General features: G+C 66.6%; 13 protein-coding genes and 2 pseudogenes. 8 read left to right on the top strand and 7 right to left on the bottom strand.

All coding sequences use genetic code 11. From position 1 onward, the window contains the following. Positions 1 to 10 precede the first annotated feature (10 nt). The 5 genes from ASF61_RS06650 (at position 11) to ASF61_RS06670 (ending at position 5,616) form a co-directional block, all read left to right on the top strand. Entirely contained in the window at positions 11 to 2,245 is a 2,235-nt protein-coding gene (locus ASF61_RS06650; protein WP_056152861.1) for an alpha-glucuronidase family glycosyl hydrolase, read from the top strand. An 86-nt stretch (positions 2,246 to 2,331) separates the two neighbouring features. Further along, the gene (locus ASF61_RS06655) at positions 2,332 to 3,411 is read left to right on the top strand and encodes an acyl-CoA dehydrogenase family protein (protein ID WP_200919815.1); all 1,080 of its coding nucleotides are present in this window, start codon (positions 2,332 to 2,334) and stop codon (positions 3,409 to 3,411) included. Next, positions 3,408 to 4,286 (top strand): PIG-L deacetylase family protein, encoded by an 879-nt coding sequence (locus tag ASF61_RS06660; RefSeq protein WP_082491255.1) that lies wholly within the window; start codon positions 3,408 to 3,410, stop codon positions 4,284 to 4,286. The genes ASF61_RS06655 and ASF61_RS06660 overlap by 4 nt, the downstream gene beginning before the upstream one ends. Next, the gene (locus ASF61_RS06665; protein WP_082491256.1) at positions 4,283 to 4,906 is read left to right on the top strand and encodes a cyclopropane-fatty-acyl-phospholipid synthase family protein; all 624 of its coding nucleotides are present in this window, start codon (positions 4,283 to 4,285) and stop codon (positions 4,904 to 4,906) included. Before ASF61_RS06660 ends, ASF61_RS06665 begins: the two co-directional genes overlap by 4 nt. Continuing rightward, positions 4,903 to 5,616, top strand: a complete 714-nt coding sequence (locus ASF61_RS06670; RefSeq protein WP_056152867.1) for a glycosyltransferase family 2 protein — start codon at positions 4,903 to 4,905, stop codon at positions 5,614 to 5,616. Before ASF61_RS06665 ends, ASF61_RS06670 begins: the two co-directional genes overlap by 4 nt. Before the next feature lie 39 nt (positions 5,617 to 5,655). Here the strand turns inward: ASF61_RS06670 and ASF61_RS06675 are convergent, their stop codons facing one another. After that, a complete protein-coding gene (locus tag ASF61_RS06675; RefSeq protein WP_056152871.1) occupies positions 5,656 to 5,856 on the bottom strand; it encodes a hypothetical protein in 201 nt (66 codons plus the stop codon). An 88-nt stretch (positions 5,857 to 5,944) separates the two neighbouring features. Then, positions 5,945 to 6,823: an AraC family transcriptional regulator gene (locus ASF61_RS06680; RefSeq protein WP_056152874.1), complete on the bottom strand. Its 879-nt coding sequence runs from the start codon at positions 6,821 to 6,823 to the stop codon at positions 5,945 to 5,947. A gap of 143 nt (positions 6,824 to 6,966) precedes the next feature. On the opposite strand from ASF61_RS06680, the gene ASF61_RS06685 reads away from it, so the two are divergent. Further along, positions 6,967 to 7,524 (top strand): flavodoxin family protein, encoded by a 558-nt coding sequence (locus ASF61_RS06685; RefSeq protein ID WP_056152878.1) that lies wholly within the window; start codon positions 6,967 to 6,969, stop codon positions 7,522 to 7,524. Positions 7,525 to 7,540: 16 nt separating this feature from the next. On the opposite strand, the gene ASF61_RS06690 is transcribed toward ASF61_RS06685, so the two are convergent. Both ASF61_RS06690 and ASF61_RS06695 read right to left on the bottom strand, forming a co-directional pair. Then, positions 7,541 to 10,093 (bottom strand): DUF2309 domain-containing protein, encoded by a 2,553-nt coding sequence (locus ASF61_RS06690; RefSeq protein ID WP_082491258.1) that lies wholly within the window; start codon positions 10,091 to 10,093, stop codon positions 7,541 to 7,543. Positions 10,094 to 10,114: 21 nt separating this feature from the next. Further along, positions 10,115 to 11,698 (bottom strand): NADH-quinone oxidoreductase subunit L, encoded by a 1,584-nt coding sequence (locus ASF61_RS06695; protein ID WP_056152881.1) that lies wholly within the window; start codon positions 11,696 to 11,698, stop codon positions 10,115 to 10,117. A gap of 98 nt (positions 11,699 to 11,796) precedes the next feature. On the opposite strand from ASF61_RS06695, the gene ASF61_RS06700 reads away from it, so the two are divergent. Continuing rightward, on the top strand, positions 11,797 to 12,687 hold the full coding sequence (locus ASF61_RS06700) for a LysR family transcriptional regulator (protein ID WP_056152884.1): 891 nt from the start codon (positions 11,797 to 11,799) through the stop codon (positions 12,685 to 12,687). Between the two features lie 120 nt (positions 12,688 to 12,807). On the opposite strand, the gene ASF61_RS06705 is transcribed toward ASF61_RS06700, so the two are convergent. From ASF61_RS06705 to ASF61_RS06715, 3 genes and pseudogenes are all read right to left on the bottom strand, one after another. Beyond that, positions 12,808 to 13,827, bottom strand: a complete 1,020-nt coding sequence (locus ASF61_RS06705; protein WP_056152887.1) for an EthD domain-containing protein — start codon at positions 13,825 to 13,827, stop codon at positions 12,808 to 12,810. A 275-nt stretch (positions 13,828 to 14,102) separates the two neighbouring features. Next, positions 14,103 to 15,218 carry a serine hydrolase gene (locus tag ASF61_RS06710; RefSeq protein ID WP_082491259.1) on the bottom strand — a complete coding sequence of 372 codons (1,116 nt, stop codon included), beginning with the start codon at positions 15,216 to 15,218 and terminating at the stop codon, positions 14,103 to 14,105. Between the two features lie 544 nt (positions 15,219 to 15,762). Beyond that, positions 15,763 to 16,986 (bottom strand): annotated as a pseudogene (locus tag ASF61_RS06715) (FAD-dependent monooxygenase). Positions 16,987 to 17,123: 137 nt separating this feature from the next. Between ASF61_RS06715 and ASF61_RS22625 the strand changes: the two are divergent. After that, positions 17,124 to 17,393, top strand: a pseudogene (locus ASF61_RS22625) (LysR family transcriptional regulator); the annotation flags it as partial. Positions 17,394 to 17,448 lie beyond the last annotated feature (55 nt).

Below are 17,448 nucleotides of genomic sequence, written 5' to 3' on the forward strand. Positions count from 1 at the left end.
CGGAGACACCATGCATACATCATTTGCCAATGCACTGGCGGCACTGCTGCTGGCCGGCGCCATCGGTCTGGCTGCTGCAGCACCGGCAGCGTCGGCAGCGCCGGCTGGCGCGCCTGCAACCGCCGCCCGGACACAGCATACGGCCCCCGACGAAGATGGCTACAAGCTGTGGCTGCGCTATCAGGCGCTGGCCCCCGCTGCGCAGGAACGGCTGCAAGCCCAGGCACGCAGCATCGTCCTTGCCGCTGCAGCGACGCCGACCACCAGCGCCGCCATCGCCGAGCTGCAGCGCGGCCTGGCCGGCATGACCGGCACGGCGCCGCCGCAGGCCAGTGCGCTCGCCGACGGTGCACTGGTGCTGGCGACACCGGCTTCCATGCCGTCACTCGATGCCGCCTTGAAAGCCGAACTGGCGCAACTGGGCCAGGAAGGCTATCTGCTGCGCGCGACGCGCCTGCAGGGTCGTGCGGTGACACTGATCGCCGCCAACGCCGACACCGGCCTGCTGTACGGCGCTTTTGCCTGGTTGCGCGCCGCCGCCACCGGCGTGGCGCCGGAAGCGCGCTCCGCTCCCGGGCTGCAACTGCGCCTGCTCAACCACTGGGACAATCTCGACCGCCACGTGGAACGCGGCTACGCGGGCGCGTCGATCTGGGACTGGTGGGCGCTGCCGGAGATCGTCGACAGCCGCTACACCGATTACGCGCGAGCCAATGCCTCGCTGGGCATCAACGGCACGGTGCTCAATAACGTCAACGCCAAGCCCGAGGTGCTCACTGCGGCCTACATCGCCAAGGCGGCCGCTGTGGCCGACGTGCTGCGTCCCTATGGCATCAGGGTATTCCTGTCGGCGCGGTTTTCCACGCCGCTGGAGCTGAAGGAAACCGATACGGCAGATCCGCTGGCGCCTGCCGTGCAGGCCTGGTGGAAGAACAAGGCCGACGAGATTTACCGCGCCATCCCCGACTTCGGCGGCTTCCTGGTCAAGGCCAATTCCGAAGGCCAGCCCGGTCCCCAGGATTATCACCGCAGCCATGCCGATGGCGCCAACATGCTGGCTGCGGCGCTGGCGCCACACCATGGCATCGTGATGTGGCGCGCGTTCGTGTATGCGCCGCACCCCGATCCGAAAACCGACCGCGCCCGCCAGGCCTACGAAGAGTTCAAGCCGCTCGACGGCAAGTTTGCCTCCAACGTGATCGTGCAGGTAAAAAACGGCGCCATCGACTTCCAGCCGCGCGAGCCATTCCACCCGCTGTTCGGCGCGATGCCGCACACGCCGCTGATGATGGAATTCCAGATCACCAAGGAGTACCTGGGCTTTTCCACCGATATCGCCTACCTCGGCACCTTGTTCTCCGAAGTGCTCGACAGCGACACCATGCAACGCGGCCAAGGCAAGGGGCCGACGGTGGCGCAGGTGCTCGAGGGCGGCGACGCGCCGCGCCAGCTGACCGGGATGGCCGGCGTGGCCAACATCGGCGTGGACCGCAACTGGACCGGCCACCATTTCGATCAGGCCAACTGGTATGCGTTCGGCCGCCTGGCCTGGAATCCGCAGGCATCGGCCCAGCACATCGCCAAGGAATGGGCCGCGCAAACCTTCGGCAACGATGACCGCGTCCAGCAGCAGGTGGTGCAGATGCTGATGATGTCGCGCGAAACGGTGGTCGATTACATGACGCCCCTGGGCTTGCACCACCTGATGGGCACTGCCCACCATCACGGTCCGGCACCGTGGGTGAATGACCTGGAACGCCCGGACTGGAACCCCGTGTACTACCACCGCGCCGCCCGCGACGGCATCGGCTTCGATCGCACCGCCAGCGGCACCAATGCGCTCGACCAGTATGCACCGGCGCTGGCCCGCCTGTACGCCGACCCGCGCACCACGCCCGACAGATACCTGCTGTGGTTCCACCACCTGCCGTGGACTTACACCATGGCGTCGGGCCGTACGCTGTGGGCCGAGCTGCTGTGGCATTACGATCGCGGCGTGGCTGGCGCGCGCGACTTGCAAGCACGATGGGAAGCGCTGCGCGGCGCGGTCGATGCGCGCCGGCACGCGGAAGTCGCGCAGCGCCTGCGGCGCCAGGTGATCAATGCCGAATTGTGGCGCAATGCCTGCATCGCGTATTTCCAGTCCGTCTCGGGCCTGCCGCTGCCGCCCGGGGTGGCACCGCCACCGCAATCACTCGATGCCTACAAGGCCATTCATTTCCCTTATGCGCCCGGTCGCGGCTGACCAGCTGGCCGCCTGCGTGTGCAAGCGAACATACAGGCGTCCTCTTCAACCCCATGATGCAAGAACGATATTTTTCCGTTCACATCATGTCTCCACTTGCCCGCTTACGCCACGATCTGGCGCCGGCGCCCACCAGGGTGCCGGCCTTGCTGGCGCAGTTCCTGTCCGGCGCGCACGATGACGCCGCCGCCACCCTCGCTGGCGCCATCGCTGCCGGACTCGATAGGCTGCCGCTGCCCGGCAGCGGCGCCACCCTGACGCGCTGGCAGGCGCTGTCCATCGCAGGCCATCATGACCTGTCGTTCGCCAAGCTGTACGAGGGCCACACCGACGCCCTGGCCATTCTGGCGGAACTCGGCGGACCGCAGATCGCCGGCGCCAGCTGGGGCGTGTGGTGCGCCGAGCCGCCCGGGCCCGCCGTAGCGTTGCGCATGCAAGGCGATGGCCGGTACACGCTGTCCGGCCGCAAGCTGTGGTGCTCGGGCGCGGCGGCGTTGAGCCATGCCCTGGTCAGCTGCCGCGATGCGGCCGGCCGGCGCATGCTCGCTGCGGTCGATCTGCGCCAGCCCGGCGTGCACGTGACAGACCAGGGCTGGCACGCCGTCGGCATGGCCGGCAGCGCCAGCGTGGACGTGGAATTCAGCGAGGCGCAGGCGGTACCGGTCGGCGAACACGAATCCTACCTGACCCGCGCCGGCTTCTGGCACGGCGGCGCCGGCGTGGCAGCCTGCTGGTACGGCGCCGCCCGCGCCATCGGCGAACGGCTGTTGACATCTACCCATGCGCAGCTTGCGCCACGTACTGCAGATGGCGAAGCCTCTGCGCAGGCCGATCCGCATCGCCTCGCGCACCTCGGCCACGTCGATCTCGCGCTGTCCGGCGCTGCGGCGGTGCTGATCGGGAGTGCGGCAGCGATCGACGCGGCACCGGACACCGGCGCCCAGGCGCTGGCGCTGCGCGTGCGCCTGACCGTGGAGGCGGCAGCGAGCACCGTGCTCGAACACGCGACCCGGGCGCTCGGCGCCGGTCCGCTGTGCCGGGACGCCCGCTTCGCGCGCATGGCAGCCGACCTGCCCGTGTTCCTGCGCCAGAGCCACGCGGAACGCGACCTGGCCACGCTGGGATCGACGCTGGCTGCCACCGGAGACGCTCCATGGGCTTTATGAACACTGCATTAATTGCGGCGCATGCCGCTGCCGGCCCCGCCCCGGGCGGTCTGCTGCATGAACCACAGCATCCGCGCCAGATCGCCGGCCAGGGCACGCCGGACGCCGCATGGCAGGCGTGGGAAGGCTTGCGCCTGATGCCGTCCATCGCTGCGCACGAACTGGTGGCGCCGGGCCAGCGCGCCATCATCGTGGCGCCGCACCCCGACGACGAAGTACTGGCCTGCGGCGGCTTGCTGCAGCTGCTGGCGGCGCAAGGCACGCGCACCGTCATCATTGCCGCCACCGACGGCGACGCCAGCCACCCGGGCTCGCAGCGCTACACGCCGGCGCAGCTGGCCCGCCTGCGCGCCCGCGAGACCGAAGCCGCCTTGCGGGCACTGCTCGGGCAAGACCCGCTCGCTGCGACGCATGCCGCACCACCGTTGCCGCGGCAGTCGCCGTCCCCGCTTCCGCAGATTATCCGCGCCCGCCTGCCCGATGGCGACGTCACCGGTCAGGCGAGTGTACTGCACACCCTGCTCGGCCAGCTGCTGCGCCCCGATGACGTGCTGTTTACTACCTGGCGCCAGGATGGCCATCCCGACCACGAAGCGTGCGGCCACGCTGCCGCCATGGCCGCACGGCTGTGCGGCGCGCGCCTGGTGGAACTGCCGGTATGGACCTGGCACTGGGCCGAACCGGGCGACCGGCGCGTGCCGTGGCACCGCGCGCGGCGCCTGGCGCTCGATGCCGCGACCTTGCAGCGCAAGCACGACGCCATTGCCTGCTACACCACCCAGCTCGAACCCGATCCGACCACCGGCCAGCCGGCCATCCTGCCGCCGCATGTGCTGGCGCGCCTCACGCATCCTTACGAGATCTGCTTCCTATGACCATCAGCAACCGGCACAGCCACTTCCAGCAGCTCTACACCGACGATGCCGATCCGTGGAAGGTGCGCCAGCGCTGGTATGAACAGCGCAAACGCAGCCTGCTGCTCGCGTGCCTGCCGCTGCAGCACTACCGCCACGCCTTCGAACCGGCCTGCGGCAACGGCGAGCTGACGGCAGCGCTGGCGCAGCGGGCCGACGCCGTGCTGGCCACCGACCTCTCGCCCGAGGCGGTACGCCTGACGCAGCAGCGCGTGCGCCAGGAGGAGGCGGCTGCCGCCGCCCGCGTGACGGTGCGCCAGCAGGTGGTGCCGCAGGAGTGGCCCGAGCATACCTTCGACCTGATCGTGATCAGCGAGATGGCGTACTACCTGCCCGAGCACGAAGTGGGCACACTGCGCCAGCGCTGCATGGCGTCGCTGGACGACCATGGCACGCTGGTGCTGTGCCACTGGCGCTGGCCGTTTGCGGACCGTCAGCTCGACAGCGCCGACATCCACGCCGCCTTCGACGGCACGCCGGGCATGCACCGCCTGATGCAGCACAGCGAAGCCGATTTCCTGCTCGATATCTGGTCGCGCAATCCGTGCTCGGTCGCGCAGAAGGAAGGGCTGGCGCCGTGATCGGCATCGTCATCCCGGCCCATGACGAGGAGCGCTATCTGGCTGCCTGCCTTGCTGCCGTCAGCCAGGCAGCGTGTCATGCCGGCCTGCGCGGCGAGTCGGTCTGCGTGGCCGTGGTGCTCGATCACTGCCGCGACAATTCGCGCGCCATCGCCATGGCGCACGCCGGTGGGCTGCACGGCGCGGCTTACCGGGTGGATGTGCTGGAAGTCGATGTCCGCAACGTCGGTGCGGCGCGCGCGGCCGGCGCCGAATGCCTGCTGGCGTATGGCGCGCGCTGGCTGGCGTTCACCGATGCCGATACGGTCGTGGCGCCTGACTGGTTAGTGGCGCAATTGCGGCTGGGGGTGGAGGTGGTATGCGGCACGGTGGCGGTGGACGACTGGTCGGCCCATCACGAGCAGCCGCTGCTGCTGAGCAGGCACTTCGACGCAGCCTACACCGATTGCGACGGCCATCGTCATATCCACGGCGCCAACCTCGGCGTGTGCGCGCTGGCCTACCGCACCGCGGGCGGTTTTGCCCCGCTGGCCTGCAGCGAGGACGTCGCGCTGGTGCGCGCGCTCGAACGCTGCGGCGCCAGTTTCGCCTGGAGCGCGGCGCCGCGCGTCAAGACCAGCGCACGCAGCGACGCACGGGCGCGCGGCGGCTTCGGCGACACCCTGCTCCAGTATGCTGCCGCCGCCATGCTGGCGCCGGCAGTGGCCTGATCCCGTGCAGGACCGGTCAGCCGGTTCAGGTAACACGGATCAGGCAGTCTCCTTGCGGCGTGGCGCCACGCGCTGGTGCGACTCCGGCGCGCGCAGCACCTTGTAGGCGATGAAACGCGGGATACCCATGCTTATGGCGTACTGGGCTGCAGGGTCGAGCCCGGTCTCGGGCAGCAGCCGCCTGGCTTCCTCGATGATGGCGGCGGTGGCAGTAGGTTTGCGGCGGTCGGATAAGGGCATGGTGAACTCGCGGTGGCGTAAAGTTACAATGTACGGTGCGCTGGCGCCTGCGACTGTACGCAGCCTCACCCATTCCTTCCAAGCGGAATTATTTTAGCTGGTGCAGCGCACGGAACGCACCGGGCGACATCAGCGCCTCGCGCCTGAAAAACTTGGTGAAATTGGTGGCCTCATCAAACCCGACCTGGCCACCGACCACGGCCACCGGAAGCGCCGTGTGCGCCAGCAGGCGCTTGGCCTCGAGCATGATGCGCTCGACGATGACGGCCTTGGCAGTGCAATCGGCAAAGGCCTGTGCGGCGCGGTTGAGCGACTTGTCGGAACAACCGAGCGCTGCCGCGTAGTCCTGCACCTGGTGCCAGTGGCGGAAACGCTGCTCCACCAGCTGCAGGAAGCGCCGGTAACGCTGGCGCTCGCCGGCGCTGACCGGGTGGCCGGCGCTGGCCGCCTCGCGCTCGCCCCAGGCGATGGCCAGCCGGATCAATAAAGCGTGCAGCTGGTGGCGCAGCAAGGCATGCAGTTCACCGCGCACGGCCGGCAGCTGCGTATCGCGGTGCAGCTGGGCCACGGAGTCCGCCACCCGCTGCTGCAGGGCGCCATCGAGCTGCATGGGCTGGCCCAGCCAGGCCAGCTCCGGCGCCAGGCTGCGGCCAGCCTGCGCGGCGCCCGACGGCAACAGGAAATCGGACTGGAACAGCAGCAGCCAGCCATCCCAGGCGCCGTCGGTGTCGAATTGCTGGGCTTGTCCGGGCCTGGTCATCAGGATGGTGCCGGCCACGCAGTCGACTTGGCCGAAGTCGACCACGTGGGCGCACCGTCCCTCGGTCACGTACAGCAGCTGGTGGAAGTCGATGCGGTGCGCCCGGCGCAGCTGCTCGGCCTTTTGGCGGGGCCACAGCTCGGCCACACGAAAGACCTCGATGTCCAGATTATATTTGCCGAACGGTTGATAACCAACGCGTTCCATTCCCTGCGCTACCGTCGGTGTCGCCATCGCTGTCCCAAAATGACCATCAGTGGTTCGAATTCTACCGTGAGTTGCAGCGGCGACTCGCCTATAGTCCGGAAGCAGGTCTTTCTTCATTCGCCACACATTCAACAGGAGTCATCATGAGCAAAGTCGTTATCGTCTTCCATTCCGGCTACGGCCACACCCAACGCGTTGCCGAGAGCGTGGCAGCAGGCGCCGGCGCCGGTGCCGAACTGCTGCAGATCAGCGCCGAGGGCGAGCTGCCCGAAGGCGGCTGGGACAAGCTCGCTGCCGCCGATGCCATCATCTTCGGCACCCCGACCTACATGGGCAATCCCAGCTGGCAATTCAAGAAATTCGCCGAAGCGACATCGAAGATCTGGTTTTCGCTCGGCTGGAAGGACAAGGTCTTCGGCGGTTTTACCAACAGCGCCAGCTTCAACGGCGACAAGGCCGTGACGATGATTTCGCTGCAGACGCTGGCGTCGCAGCACGGCGGCATCTGGGTCAGCCTGGGCATCCTGCCGTCGAACACCAAGGCTGCCCAGCGGACCGACTTGAACAACCTGGGCGGCGCGCTCGGCGCGCTGGTGCAATCGCCGTCGGACGCCGGTGTCGATGAAATTCCGCAGGGCGATCTCGATACGGCCAAGGCGTATGGCAAGCGCGTGGCGGAAGTCGCAGCGCGCCTGGCCTGAGCCGGCCCCGCCTGACTCAGCTGCCGCTGTTCAGGGTCAGCGGCAGCCAGCTTGCATGCGCGTAGCGCTGCAAGCCTGCCTGGTCGAAGCGCCACAGGTGCAGCCAGCCATGGTCGAGCAGCTGCCTGACCACGGCATGCTTGCCGATCACCGCGTCGATCGCCGCCTGCGGGGCGTCGATCACCACGGTCAGCCGCAGCGGTTCATGCATCCAGCGCTCGCCGTCGTGCAGCGACTGCTGCGACAGGCCGATGCGCAAATCGCCGCCATTGCCCTCGAATACGCCGAGCGTGCCGCCCACCACGTTGTGCAGCAGCTTGTTGCCGCTGCCCAGGCGCTGCGGATCGCAGGTGGACGCGTGGTACTGCCAGTTGATCCAGTGGGTCACCAGCATCGGCGCCGTCATCAACAGTTCGAGCACGCTGCCGTCGGCATCGAGGCTGGCGTCGTAGTCGTGCAGGAAGCTGCGCCCGTCGAGCGCCAGACCCATGCTGCGCCGACGCGGCGCAATCAAAAAGGCCGCATTGCCCGCCAGGCCCCATTCGGGCCGGGTCTGGGCGCCATCGTTGGCGCGGCGGATCAGCTGGTCCAGTAATGCATCGTGCGATGCCTGCGGATCGAGCCGCAGGCTCAGGGCCCGCTCGCGCCGCACCTGGTCGCCGGCCTGCGCAAAGACCGCCTGCAGCCGCAGCCAGCGCGCCTGCGCTGCCGGCGGCAGCAGATCCAGATCGAAGCCCTCGATCTGATCGGTGGTGGTGTTATGCAGCGCCGCCACGAACACCGTCGTCTCCGGCACGTGCACGCCCCGCCCTTGCAGGCCTTGGCGCACCGCCCCATCGTTGAGCAATTGCGCCAGGCTGCGCGCATTCACCTCGCCGGTCTGGCCGCAGCAGGCGCCGCAATCGAGCGCCGCCGCATGGGCATTGTTGGCGGACTGGCTGCCGTGGCCGACCAGCAGCACCAGCGGCGCCAGCTGCTGCTCCAGCCCCATCGCATGCAGCACCCGCGCCGCCAGCGCGACCTTGGCGTCCAAGTCCACACCCAGCAATTGTGGCCGGCAGAGCTGGCGGTAGCGGGTGGACAAGCCGGCCAGATCGTCGCGCGCGCGCGCTTGACGGTTCGGCCGAAGCCAGTTGCCGAGTTTGCCGACATAAGCCACGCCCGCCGCTTCCACGAAGGAGAAGGCGGCGCCCGGCCAGCGACTGGCCGCCAGCCACTGGTCGGCCCGTGCAAAACGCGCCTGGCGCGCGCGGCTGGCCGCGCCTAGTCTGGCCGCATCGTCCGCGCGCTGCACCGGATCGCTGCTGACGATGCGGTCGCCGACCGCCATCGATGGCGCCAGCAGCCCTGGCAGCTGGGGCCGGCTGGCCTCGGTCGCCAACGGGGTGTAATCGACCGGCAAGCCGAAAAACCCGGCAAACCCGAGCGTCCGGATGCCGGGCCACGCCGCCTCCAGCGCGCGCCGCAACGGTTCGCTGCGCACGTCGATACAGAACGCGGCCTGCACTTCGATGGCAGTTGCTGGCGCATCGTGCACATGGGCTGCCGCCAGCTGCTGGGCCAGCGCGCGCTGATAGCCGATCTCGAGGGCCAGCTGCCAGACCTCGTCGGGCAGCAAGGCCTGTTCGGCGTCCTGCAATACGGCCCCAGCCTGGCTCCAGGCTTGCTGCAATGCGCCAAACGCCTGCCGGGCCGCTGCATCGTCCTTGCACTCGAGCAGCAACACGCCCCAAGCCAGACGGATTGCCAGCAGTTCGCGCAGGTGGCTGTCCTGGCGTCCGGCCAGGCCGGCCTGCCAGCCGAGATAGGCGCACCACGAAGCCCAGCCGTTGACGGTCAGCAGCACCGATTCCAGGTAGTCCGCCCAGACCGCCTGCGGCAGCCCCAGGCGCTCGATCACCCAGCGCTCGGCGTCCTGCACGGTGGCGGGCAAGGCGCTGATCGCCCGGCCGATGTGCGGCAAACCCATCAGCAAGCCGATGCCATGGTCGTGCTGCAAGGTTTCGCGCCAGAACGCATACAGGCCCTGGCTGCGCTCGGGCTGCCAGCTGGCCTGGTGTTCATCGAAATACGCGGCGCAGGTCTGGCTGACCTGGTGCGTGATGGCCTGCCGCCACGGCAGCCTGGTATGGCGCTGGGGATCGTTGTCGAGTACGTCGATCAGCAAGGGCAGTTGCACCCGCAGCGCGCCTGCCTGCAGTGCAGCGATGCACTGTTCGGCCGTCACGGCGGCGGTCTGCGCAGCCGGCAGCTGACGCAGCGCCTCGGCCAGATCGGCTGCCGTGATGCGGCCCTCGCGCCAGGCCAGCAGTTGCCGGTCGCGCGGCGGGAAAACCTGGATCCCGCCCAGCACCGCCATCCGCGCAGCCACGCGGCGCACCGGCATGCCGATGCGCGACCAGTGCGGGTTGACGGCAATGGCGCGATCGAGCGGCCAGGCCGGGGCGATGGCCTGGCAGGCCATTGCGCAGGCGCGTGCGATGGCCGCGTGCCTGGTTTGCGCCACGTCGCCGGCCGCCATGAGGTCTTCCGCTGGCGCGGTTGCTTGCTTGCTCAGTTGATCGATCATGAAATTCTCCGTGTAATCTGATTAGCGCGCAGCATCCACTGCCCGGGCGGCAGACGGCTGGGCGGCGATGCGGACAGCAGTGACCGCGGACGCTGGGCTCCAGCGCGCCGGCCACAGCAGCAGTGCCAGGCGGGTATAGGCTTCATCGAGATAAAAGCCGGCGTAGCTCCAGCGCCGCCAGCGCGACAGCAGCTGCGCCTGCTGTTGCAGCGCCACCTCGAACAGGTACAGCACTGCCATGCCGGCCAGGACGATCACGCCCAGGCGGTGGTCGGGCGCGTCGTGCAGGCCGAACGGCAGCAGGTGGGCGACCATGGCGGCAACCGTCAGCGCCATCGTGGTGACGATGCCAAACAGCAGCTGGCGCGTACGGGCAGCACCGCCAGCTTGCCCGGTGGGCAGCCACAGCAGCGGCGCCCACGCCAGGCCCATCACGACGCTCCACCACCAGGGCCAGGCCGCCACACCCGACAGCGCGAGCACCAGCAATACCGCCGACGTCGTGATCAGCGGCGCCAGCAGCAGGCTAGCGCCATGCGGCGAGGACGTTCCGTGCAGCGCCTGTACCCGCGTGTCGCGCACCACCGACGACGCCGACAGGAACGCATGCGCCTTGTAGAGCGAATGTCCGACCAGGTGCAGGGCCGCGAGCGTGTACAGACCGAGCGCGCATTCGAGCAGCATGAAGCCCATCTGCGCCACCGTGGACCAGGCCAGCCTGACCTTGATGCTGATGCGGGTCAGCATGACCATGCCGGCCAGCAGCGCGGTCGCCAGGCCCAGGATCATCAGCAGGCCGCGCGCGGGACCGGCCTGTTCCAGCAGTGGCGCACAGCGTATCAGCACGAAACCGCCCAGGTTGACGACGCCTGCATGCAGCAATGCCGACACCGGGGTCGGCGCTTCCATCACCTGGATCAGCCAGCCATGGACTGGCAACAGCGCGGTGCGCAGCACCACCGCCAGCACCAGCAGCACGGCGCTTGCATGCAGCGGCAGCGACATGCCATGCTGGGCCAGGTGCGCCCACAGCGCCGACAGCGCACCGCTGCCGATCGTCGACCACGCCAGCCCAGCAGCGCCCAGCAGGATGACGTCGGCCAGCCGGTCGGCAATGCGCTTTTTATGCGCCGCCAGCAAGGCGAACGGGCGATCCGGGTAAAAGCACAGCAGCTGCTGCAAGGCCATGCCCACGGCCGCCCAGGCTGCGATCAACAGCAGCCAGTGGTCGGCCAGCAGCAGCAGGTGGACGCTGGCCAGTACGGCGGCCAGGCCGCCGATGTAGCGTTGCTGGGCGGCTTCGCCATCCAGGTAGCGCGCAGAAAACGCGCCGATAACGGTGCCCAGCAGCTGCACCAGCACGGCCAGCACCAGGCTGAACGTGGTCGCATTCACGACGCCAGGCCAGAACGGCTGCTGCGCGCCGACCGCGAGCGACAGCGCGCAGCAGGCCAGCGCCGCCAGCGACACCGTCCGAAACAGCCGCCACTGCTGCGCCGGAGCACGGTCGGTGCAGCGCGTCGCCAGGGCCAGCGCCGCCAGCAACGTCAGCAAGGCGACCGGCGCCAGCGCGCAAACCATGTAAATAATCTGGAAAATCTTCATCGCTTGATCCCGTTGAAATGCACTGGGCGCATCATGAATGGAATGCAAAATGCTGTAAAATAGATTGTTAGTGTGAAACTCATACCGAAAACAGAACGATGCAACTGAACCAGCTCAACTTCAATCACCTGTTCTATTTTTGGCAAGTAGCCAAGCTCGGGCATTTGACCCGCGCGGCAGCCGCGTTACACACGTCGCAATCGGCAGTGTCGGCGCAGATCCGCCAGCTGGAGCAGCGCATCGGCGACGACTTGTTCATCCGCGAAGGCCGCCGATTGGTATTGACCGATACGGGCCAGCTGGTGCTCGCCTATGCCGACGACATCTTCGGACTGGGTCAGGAGATGCTGGGACGGCTGCAAGGCCGCTCGGCCGGGATTAGCCGCCTGCGAGTGGGCAGCGTCTCGACCATGTCGCGCAACTATCAGGAAAACTGGATACGGCCCGCGCTCACCGATCCGGCGGTGGTCCTGACCCTGGAATCGGGCTTGCTGGAAGGCCTGCTACTGAGGCTGGCGCAACATCAGCTCGACGTCGTGCTGGCCAACGAAACCGTGCCGGCCGACCCCGATCGCCCCCTGCACTGCCAGTTCCTCGGCAGCCAGCCGATCGTGCTGGTCGGCCCCGCCAGCAAGTGGGCGTCGCAGCGCCTGCGCATCCCGGAAGACCTCGACGGTGTGGACATCGCCCTGCCCGGCCCGCGCCACGCCTTACGCGCCCAGTTCGATGCGCTGTGCGCCAGCGCCGGCGTGACGCCACGGTTGCGGGCCGAAGTGGACGACATGGCGCTGCTGCGCCTGATCGCGCGCGACAGCGGCTGGCTGGCCGTGCTGCCGGAAGTCGTGGTGCAGGACGAATTGCGGTCCGGCTTGCTTGTCGTGGTCGGCCACTCCACGACCTTGCAGGAGCGCTTTTATGCGATTACGACGCCGAGGCGCCATGCTGTCGAGGTGCTCGATCGGTTGTTGGCAGGGGCGACGCAAGCGTGATGGCGGCCTTCCTGCCCGGCGTTTCGGTCATGCCAAATGCTGCGGGTGCCAGTGCCTGGGCTGCCCTTCTGTCGGGAGCGCGCCGTCAGTCTGCCGGCGACGGCGGTCGCCGGCGCTGCTCTACGTGATGGACGTTGTTGGCGGTATTTCCGTTGCCAGTTCCGGCATCAGTCGATTGATCACGCTGTAATTGAGCGCCGTCCACCACTCGGAGCCTTCGCCCGTGAGCGTCTGCTCGGAGGCCGCGATGGCTGCGTAGCCCTCACTGACCAGGTAATCCTCGACATCGTTCATCGAGGCGAACGCGAAGATCGACACTGCATCGATCTTCTTGCCTTCCGGATCTTTCTGCGTGGAGCCGATGTTATGCAACTGCGCGTAGCGACGCACGAATTGTCGGGTCGCCGGATTGGCCACGACCAGCGGCGCATGCTCATGCAGCAGCCGCTGCTGGAACTGTTCGCGCGTCAGGCCGTCGGCGCGCAGGTGAATTTTCACCAGGCTGATCGCGTCGCGGTGCTGCGCGCTGGGAATCAGGATGTACTCGCGCGCGACTTCGCGCGACACCATGCGAAACGCCACCTGTTCATCGGCGATGATGCGCTCGGCAAATTTCTCCTGCTCCAGCGTGGTATCGATGTCGTCCCGCTCGGCGTAGGTGATGTAAGCGAGGCCGTCCCAGCGCGGCCGCTGGTACGCCGGGACGCAACGGTGCGGCGCCGACGGCAGCTTGCCGCTGTCATCGATCATGGCCCGGTAAGGCGGCGGAAAAAAATTCGATGGCCCCGATGCGATGCGGTGCAGCTGGTCGTAGCGCAGCACCAATGCGCCCGAGCTGCCCGGCTCGTCCCAGGCGAACTTGGGCCCGTGCACTTTGCGCCAATATTCCTGCCAATGCTCGTACGCAAGGTTGGGACGGTCTTCGAGCGCCAGCGATCCGCTACGCCAGTTGGGGAAATGGATCCCGTGGCCGCGTTTGCTGGTGGACGAGCCGGCATCGAGCGGACGTTCGCTGCGCGGCGTATCGTCGACCCGGCTGACAAATGTGCCGGTGACGATCAACGGCTTGGCGGTGGCGCCGATCGGCTGGACCATTGGCGGGCGGTGCAGATTGTCGGCGCGATTGAAATCGGTGGGCATGGTGGTGGTCCTTGTCTGATCCCTGCATGAGTGGACTGACCAGCTTACCGTGCCCGATCGCCGCGCTAGGTTGGCCGACGTACAAAGCGGACGTGTTGCGCCTGCCGATGTGACCGCGCCTGGAGGCAGCCCGGACCAGGGGGGATCGCAGGCCTGACAGTGAGCGCTTCAATAGGCCAGGCGCCTATGACGCATCCAAGCCGCGCCGCAGTATGGCATGCTGCGTCAAGAAAACGCGCAACGACACGGCGCCTGCTTCCTACGAACGCGGCGACTCATTGCGATGTGGCTGGACTCAATTGCACAAACAATTTTCTGGCCAAGCCCATGAGCACCTTGTCGGCGCCCATGTCCGGACCCGCATTGGCCACCATCAGCGCCCCGGTCCCTGACTCAGGAAATAGCACGGCAATGGCGAGCCAGTTGCCGTCCGAACCCTGGTGCACCAGAACGGGACCTTTACGGCCCGCAATCGACTGCTGCACGCCCCAGTCGAGGCCTGCCGGGCTGCCAGGCTGCGCCGTCTGCATCAGCCGGTAGGACGCCGGCGACAGCAGCTTGCCCTTGCCTGCCGCCCCCGCGAGCTGGTCCAGATTGAACTTCGCCCAGTCGCCCAGGCTCATGTGCAGAAAGCCAGCGGGCGCGTACATTTGTGGGGCGCCGTCGTCGAGCCTGGCCATATCGAGCATCGGCGCACCGTGCTGGTGGCCGCGATTCTGTCCCCTGCCGGTGTTGCCGAAGCCGACACCTGTCGTGCCCAGCGGCTTGAATACTTCTGATCCCATCAGTCCCTCATAGCTCGCATGCGCGGCGCGCTCGGCAATAACGGTGGCGACAATGAAGCCCACGTTGCTGTAGCTGAAGGTACCTGGCTGCGCTTCCGGCTCGTCCTCGAGTGCGTGAGCCGCGTAGCTCAGGCGCTGTTGCGCGCTAGGGCGCGCATCGTGGAAAAACTTCACCATTTCAGTTTCGTCCCGCAGGTCACGTGGGAAGCCGGCGCGGTGCGAGAGCAGTTCAACCAGGGTCACCTTGCGATATTCAGGTCGCATGGAGGCTGCGAGTTCCGGCAGCATCGCATCCAGCGGCGCGTCCCATGCAAGCAGGCCTCGTTCGACCAGGCGGGCGATCATGGCCACTGTCATCACCTTGCCCGTTGAGCCGATCAGCCACACATCGTCGAGCTTCACCGCCGCCGTGCTTCCCGCCTCGCGTACGCCCAGCACGGCCTGCGCCGAGATAGCGCCGTCGCGCAGGATGACGGCGCCGACGGCAGGCACGCTCGACCCTGACTTTGCCGCTGCAAGGGCGGCCGAGAGCTCATCCGAAGGAGTTGCCGCAGCCGCAACAGCGAAGGTGAAGGCTGCCGCGCCGCAGAGAAATCGTTTCAACATATCGTGTCCTTTTTGATTTGCATGGTCGGAGTCTAGGCGGGCGCGACAATAACCGAGTCCATATTGCGACGAGCGGGAGAATGCGGGGAATGGAACGTACCAATTCCCGGCAGACCGCAGCGACCGCACTCTGGAGGACCCACAAGCGGGAGGAATACGAAGCAGCCCGTCAAGTTCCAATTCACCTCGGGAACCAGGAGAAGCCTCGGTGACTGGATCATGGCGGCGGCGCTGCGCCAAGGCGATCTTCTTTTTCCAGTCGAATTGCAGAATTGCTGCACAGTTAGACCAGGCAGTACGCACACGATGCGCCCCATAAAGCCAGCACTGTTGTTGGGCCACACGCGCCCCGAAAGCACCGCACGATATACGGAATATCGAAGTTGTTGACACTCTCGAAATGGCCGAGCAAACGGACGCTTAAGAACACGGGCAACGCCAGCAGTTCAGACCATAGCTGTCGCCCGATTTTCCATGGCGACGGCCTGCTGTGTAACGCGTCACTGGGAACATGGCTTTCTGTCCGCGAGGGACCCAGTACACATTAATCAACGCGGTACAGGCTGTCGCCGCCTAGCTCCACTGACGTGCTGTCTGCACCACCAGGCATCGGTAGGCCCTGGCTCCACGCGCTTGCCAGGCTCTGCACGTCACGCACAGGATCGGATTGCCTGGCCCTCTCGTTGCGGTCGCGGCAGGTTTCGGGGTATGTGGCGAGCAGTGCACGTGCGAAGACGCGTCCCTGTTGTGCCAGCCCTGCGGTTTTCGGTGCGCGAATTCTCGCAAACGCCTGGAAGATGTCTTCCAACCTCCTGCTTGCACCGTCCAGGCTTCGGGCCAGATGCCACGCATCCTCAAGCGCCTGACAGGCGCCTTGACCCGACGTCGGCTACGGCGCATGCGCCGCATCTCCCACCAGCAGCACATTTGCCCGGCTCCACGTGTGCAACGGCTCCAAGTCATGCACGGCAATCAGTCGGATGGCATCGGCCGGTGTCGCCTGGATGAGACGTGTGATTGGCTCGGGCCATTCTGCGAACAAGCCTTCGATTTCATTACGCATATTCACTGCAGGTGCCGCGTTCGGTAATGGCCGTGCCTGTGCCGCCGCCCAGTAGACCAGATCCGGACGGACCGGCACGGAACCGAACCGCTGGCCCGTCCCCCAGAAATCCTGAATCGAAACATCGTTCACGAGTGCACGCGACGCCTGCGCAACGCCAATCCAGTTCACAAAGCCTTGATAGATCGGTGCGTTGTCACCCGCGACAAACTTGCGCGCAACCGATTCCATGCGGCCGTCGGCCCCTATGAGCAAATCCGGGCAGATGCTCGCGCCACTATCGAAATGGGCCACGGCTCTGCCGTTAGTACCGAGTTCGATAGCAACTGCCCGGCGTCCGAACGCCACCGGAATTCCTGCCTGTGCCGCATGATCGAGCAGCACTTCCTGCAAGTGCCTGCGCAGCACCGTGTATGTCGGGTATCCCATCGTCCGGTCCAGCAAGCCAATATCGAGGCCCCCCAGTGCATTTCCCGCAGCATCCTGGCGCCGCATGGTCGGGGGTCTGCCGCCAATGGCCGCAATGTCTTGCAGCAGTCCCAGTTCTTCCAGCACGAAGCTGGCATTGGGCCACAGCGTCACGCCAGCCCCCATGGTTGCCGGCGCCACGCGGCGCTCATACACGCGGGGACTGTGCCCCTTCTTGCTCAAGGCCAGCGCCACGCTCAACCCTGCAATACCGCCACCAAGTATTCCGATGTCCATGCTAAAGCTCTCCTGTTGAATCCGTCGCGACGGGCCGCCGACGGCGATTCATCGAACGAGATGGCATAGTAAATTCCGCCACTGTAGGACACTAGTGTGTAAAAATGGGTCGATTTCATACCTTAATCGGGATAATGATGCGCAACACCCTCGATCTGAATACAGTCCGCGTCTATGTGGCGGTCGTCGATGAACAAAGCTTTGCCGGTGCGGCACGCCTGCTGGCCTTGCCATCTTCCAACGTTAGCCGCCACGTCGCTTCGCTCGAACGCATGCTGGGAGTGCGCCTGCTCGAACGCAGCACGCGCCACCTGCGCATGACGGAAGCTGGCAAGCTACTCTACGAACGCGCAAAACCCTTGCTTGAATCGCCCCGGAAATTTAGGAGGCCGTTTGGTGTGAGTCAGGTGACATAGCCTGCTCGGAAAGTTGTTGATAGTAGTTTGCCTCAGCTTCGGCCGG

This window comes from Duganella sp. Leaf126 (assembly GCF_001423125.1).
In the GTDB taxonomy this organism is placed as follows: Bacteria; Pseudomonadota; Gammaproteobacteria; order Burkholderiales; family Burkholderiaceae_D; genus Rugamonas.

What these genes read in the sequence shown, in the direction of transcription:
- ASF61_RS06650 (WP_056152861.1), top strand. Translation starts at nt 11, where the DNA reads ATGCATACATCATTTGCCAATGCACTGGCGGCACTGCTGCTGGCCGGC.
- ASF61_RS06655 (WP_200919815.1), top strand. Translation starts at nt 2,332, where the DNA reads ATGTCTCCACTTGCCCGCTTACGCCACGATCTGGCGCCGGCGCCCACC.
- ASF61_RS06660 (WP_082491255.1), top strand. Translation starts at nt 3,408, where the DNA reads ATGAACACTGCATTAATTGCGGCGCATGCCGCTGCCGGCCCCGCCCCG.
- ASF61_RS06665 (WP_082491256.1), top strand. Translation starts at nt 4,283, where the DNA reads ATGACCATCAGCAACCGGCACAGCCACTTCCAGCAGCTCTACACCGAC.
- ASF61_RS06675 (WP_056152871.1), bottom strand. Translation starts at nt 5,856, where the DNA reads ATGCCCTTATCCGACCGCCGCAAACCTACTGCCACCGCCGCCATCATC.
- ASF61_RS06680 (WP_056152874.1), bottom strand. Translation starts at nt 6,823, where the DNA reads ATGGAACGCGTTGGTTATCAACCGTTCGGCAAATATAATCTGGACATC.
- ASF61_RS06685 (WP_056152878.1), top strand. Translation starts at nt 6,967, where the DNA reads ATGAGCAAAGTCGTTATCGTCTTCCATTCCGGCTACGGCCACACCCAA.
- ASF61_RS06690 (WP_082491258.1), bottom strand. Translation starts at nt 10,093, where the DNA reads ATGATCGATCAACTGAGCAAGCAAGCAACCGCGCCAGCGGAAGACCTC.
- ASF61_RS06695 (WP_056152881.1), bottom strand. Translation starts at nt 11,698, where the DNA reads ATGAAGATTTTCCAGATTATTTACATGGTTTGCGCGCTGGCGCCGGTC.
- ASF61_RS06700 (WP_056152884.1), top strand. Translation starts at nt 11,797, where the DNA reads ATGCAACTGAACCAGCTCAACTTCAATCACCTGTTCTATTTTTGGCAA.
- ASF61_RS06705 (WP_056152887.1), bottom strand. Translation starts at nt 13,827, where the DNA reads ATGCCCACCGATTTCAATCGCGCCGACAATCTGCACCGCCCGCCAATG.
- ASF61_RS06710 (WP_082491259.1), bottom strand. Translation starts at nt 15,218, where the DNA reads ATGTTGAAACGATTTCTCTGCGGCGCGGCAGCCTTCACCTTCGCTGTT.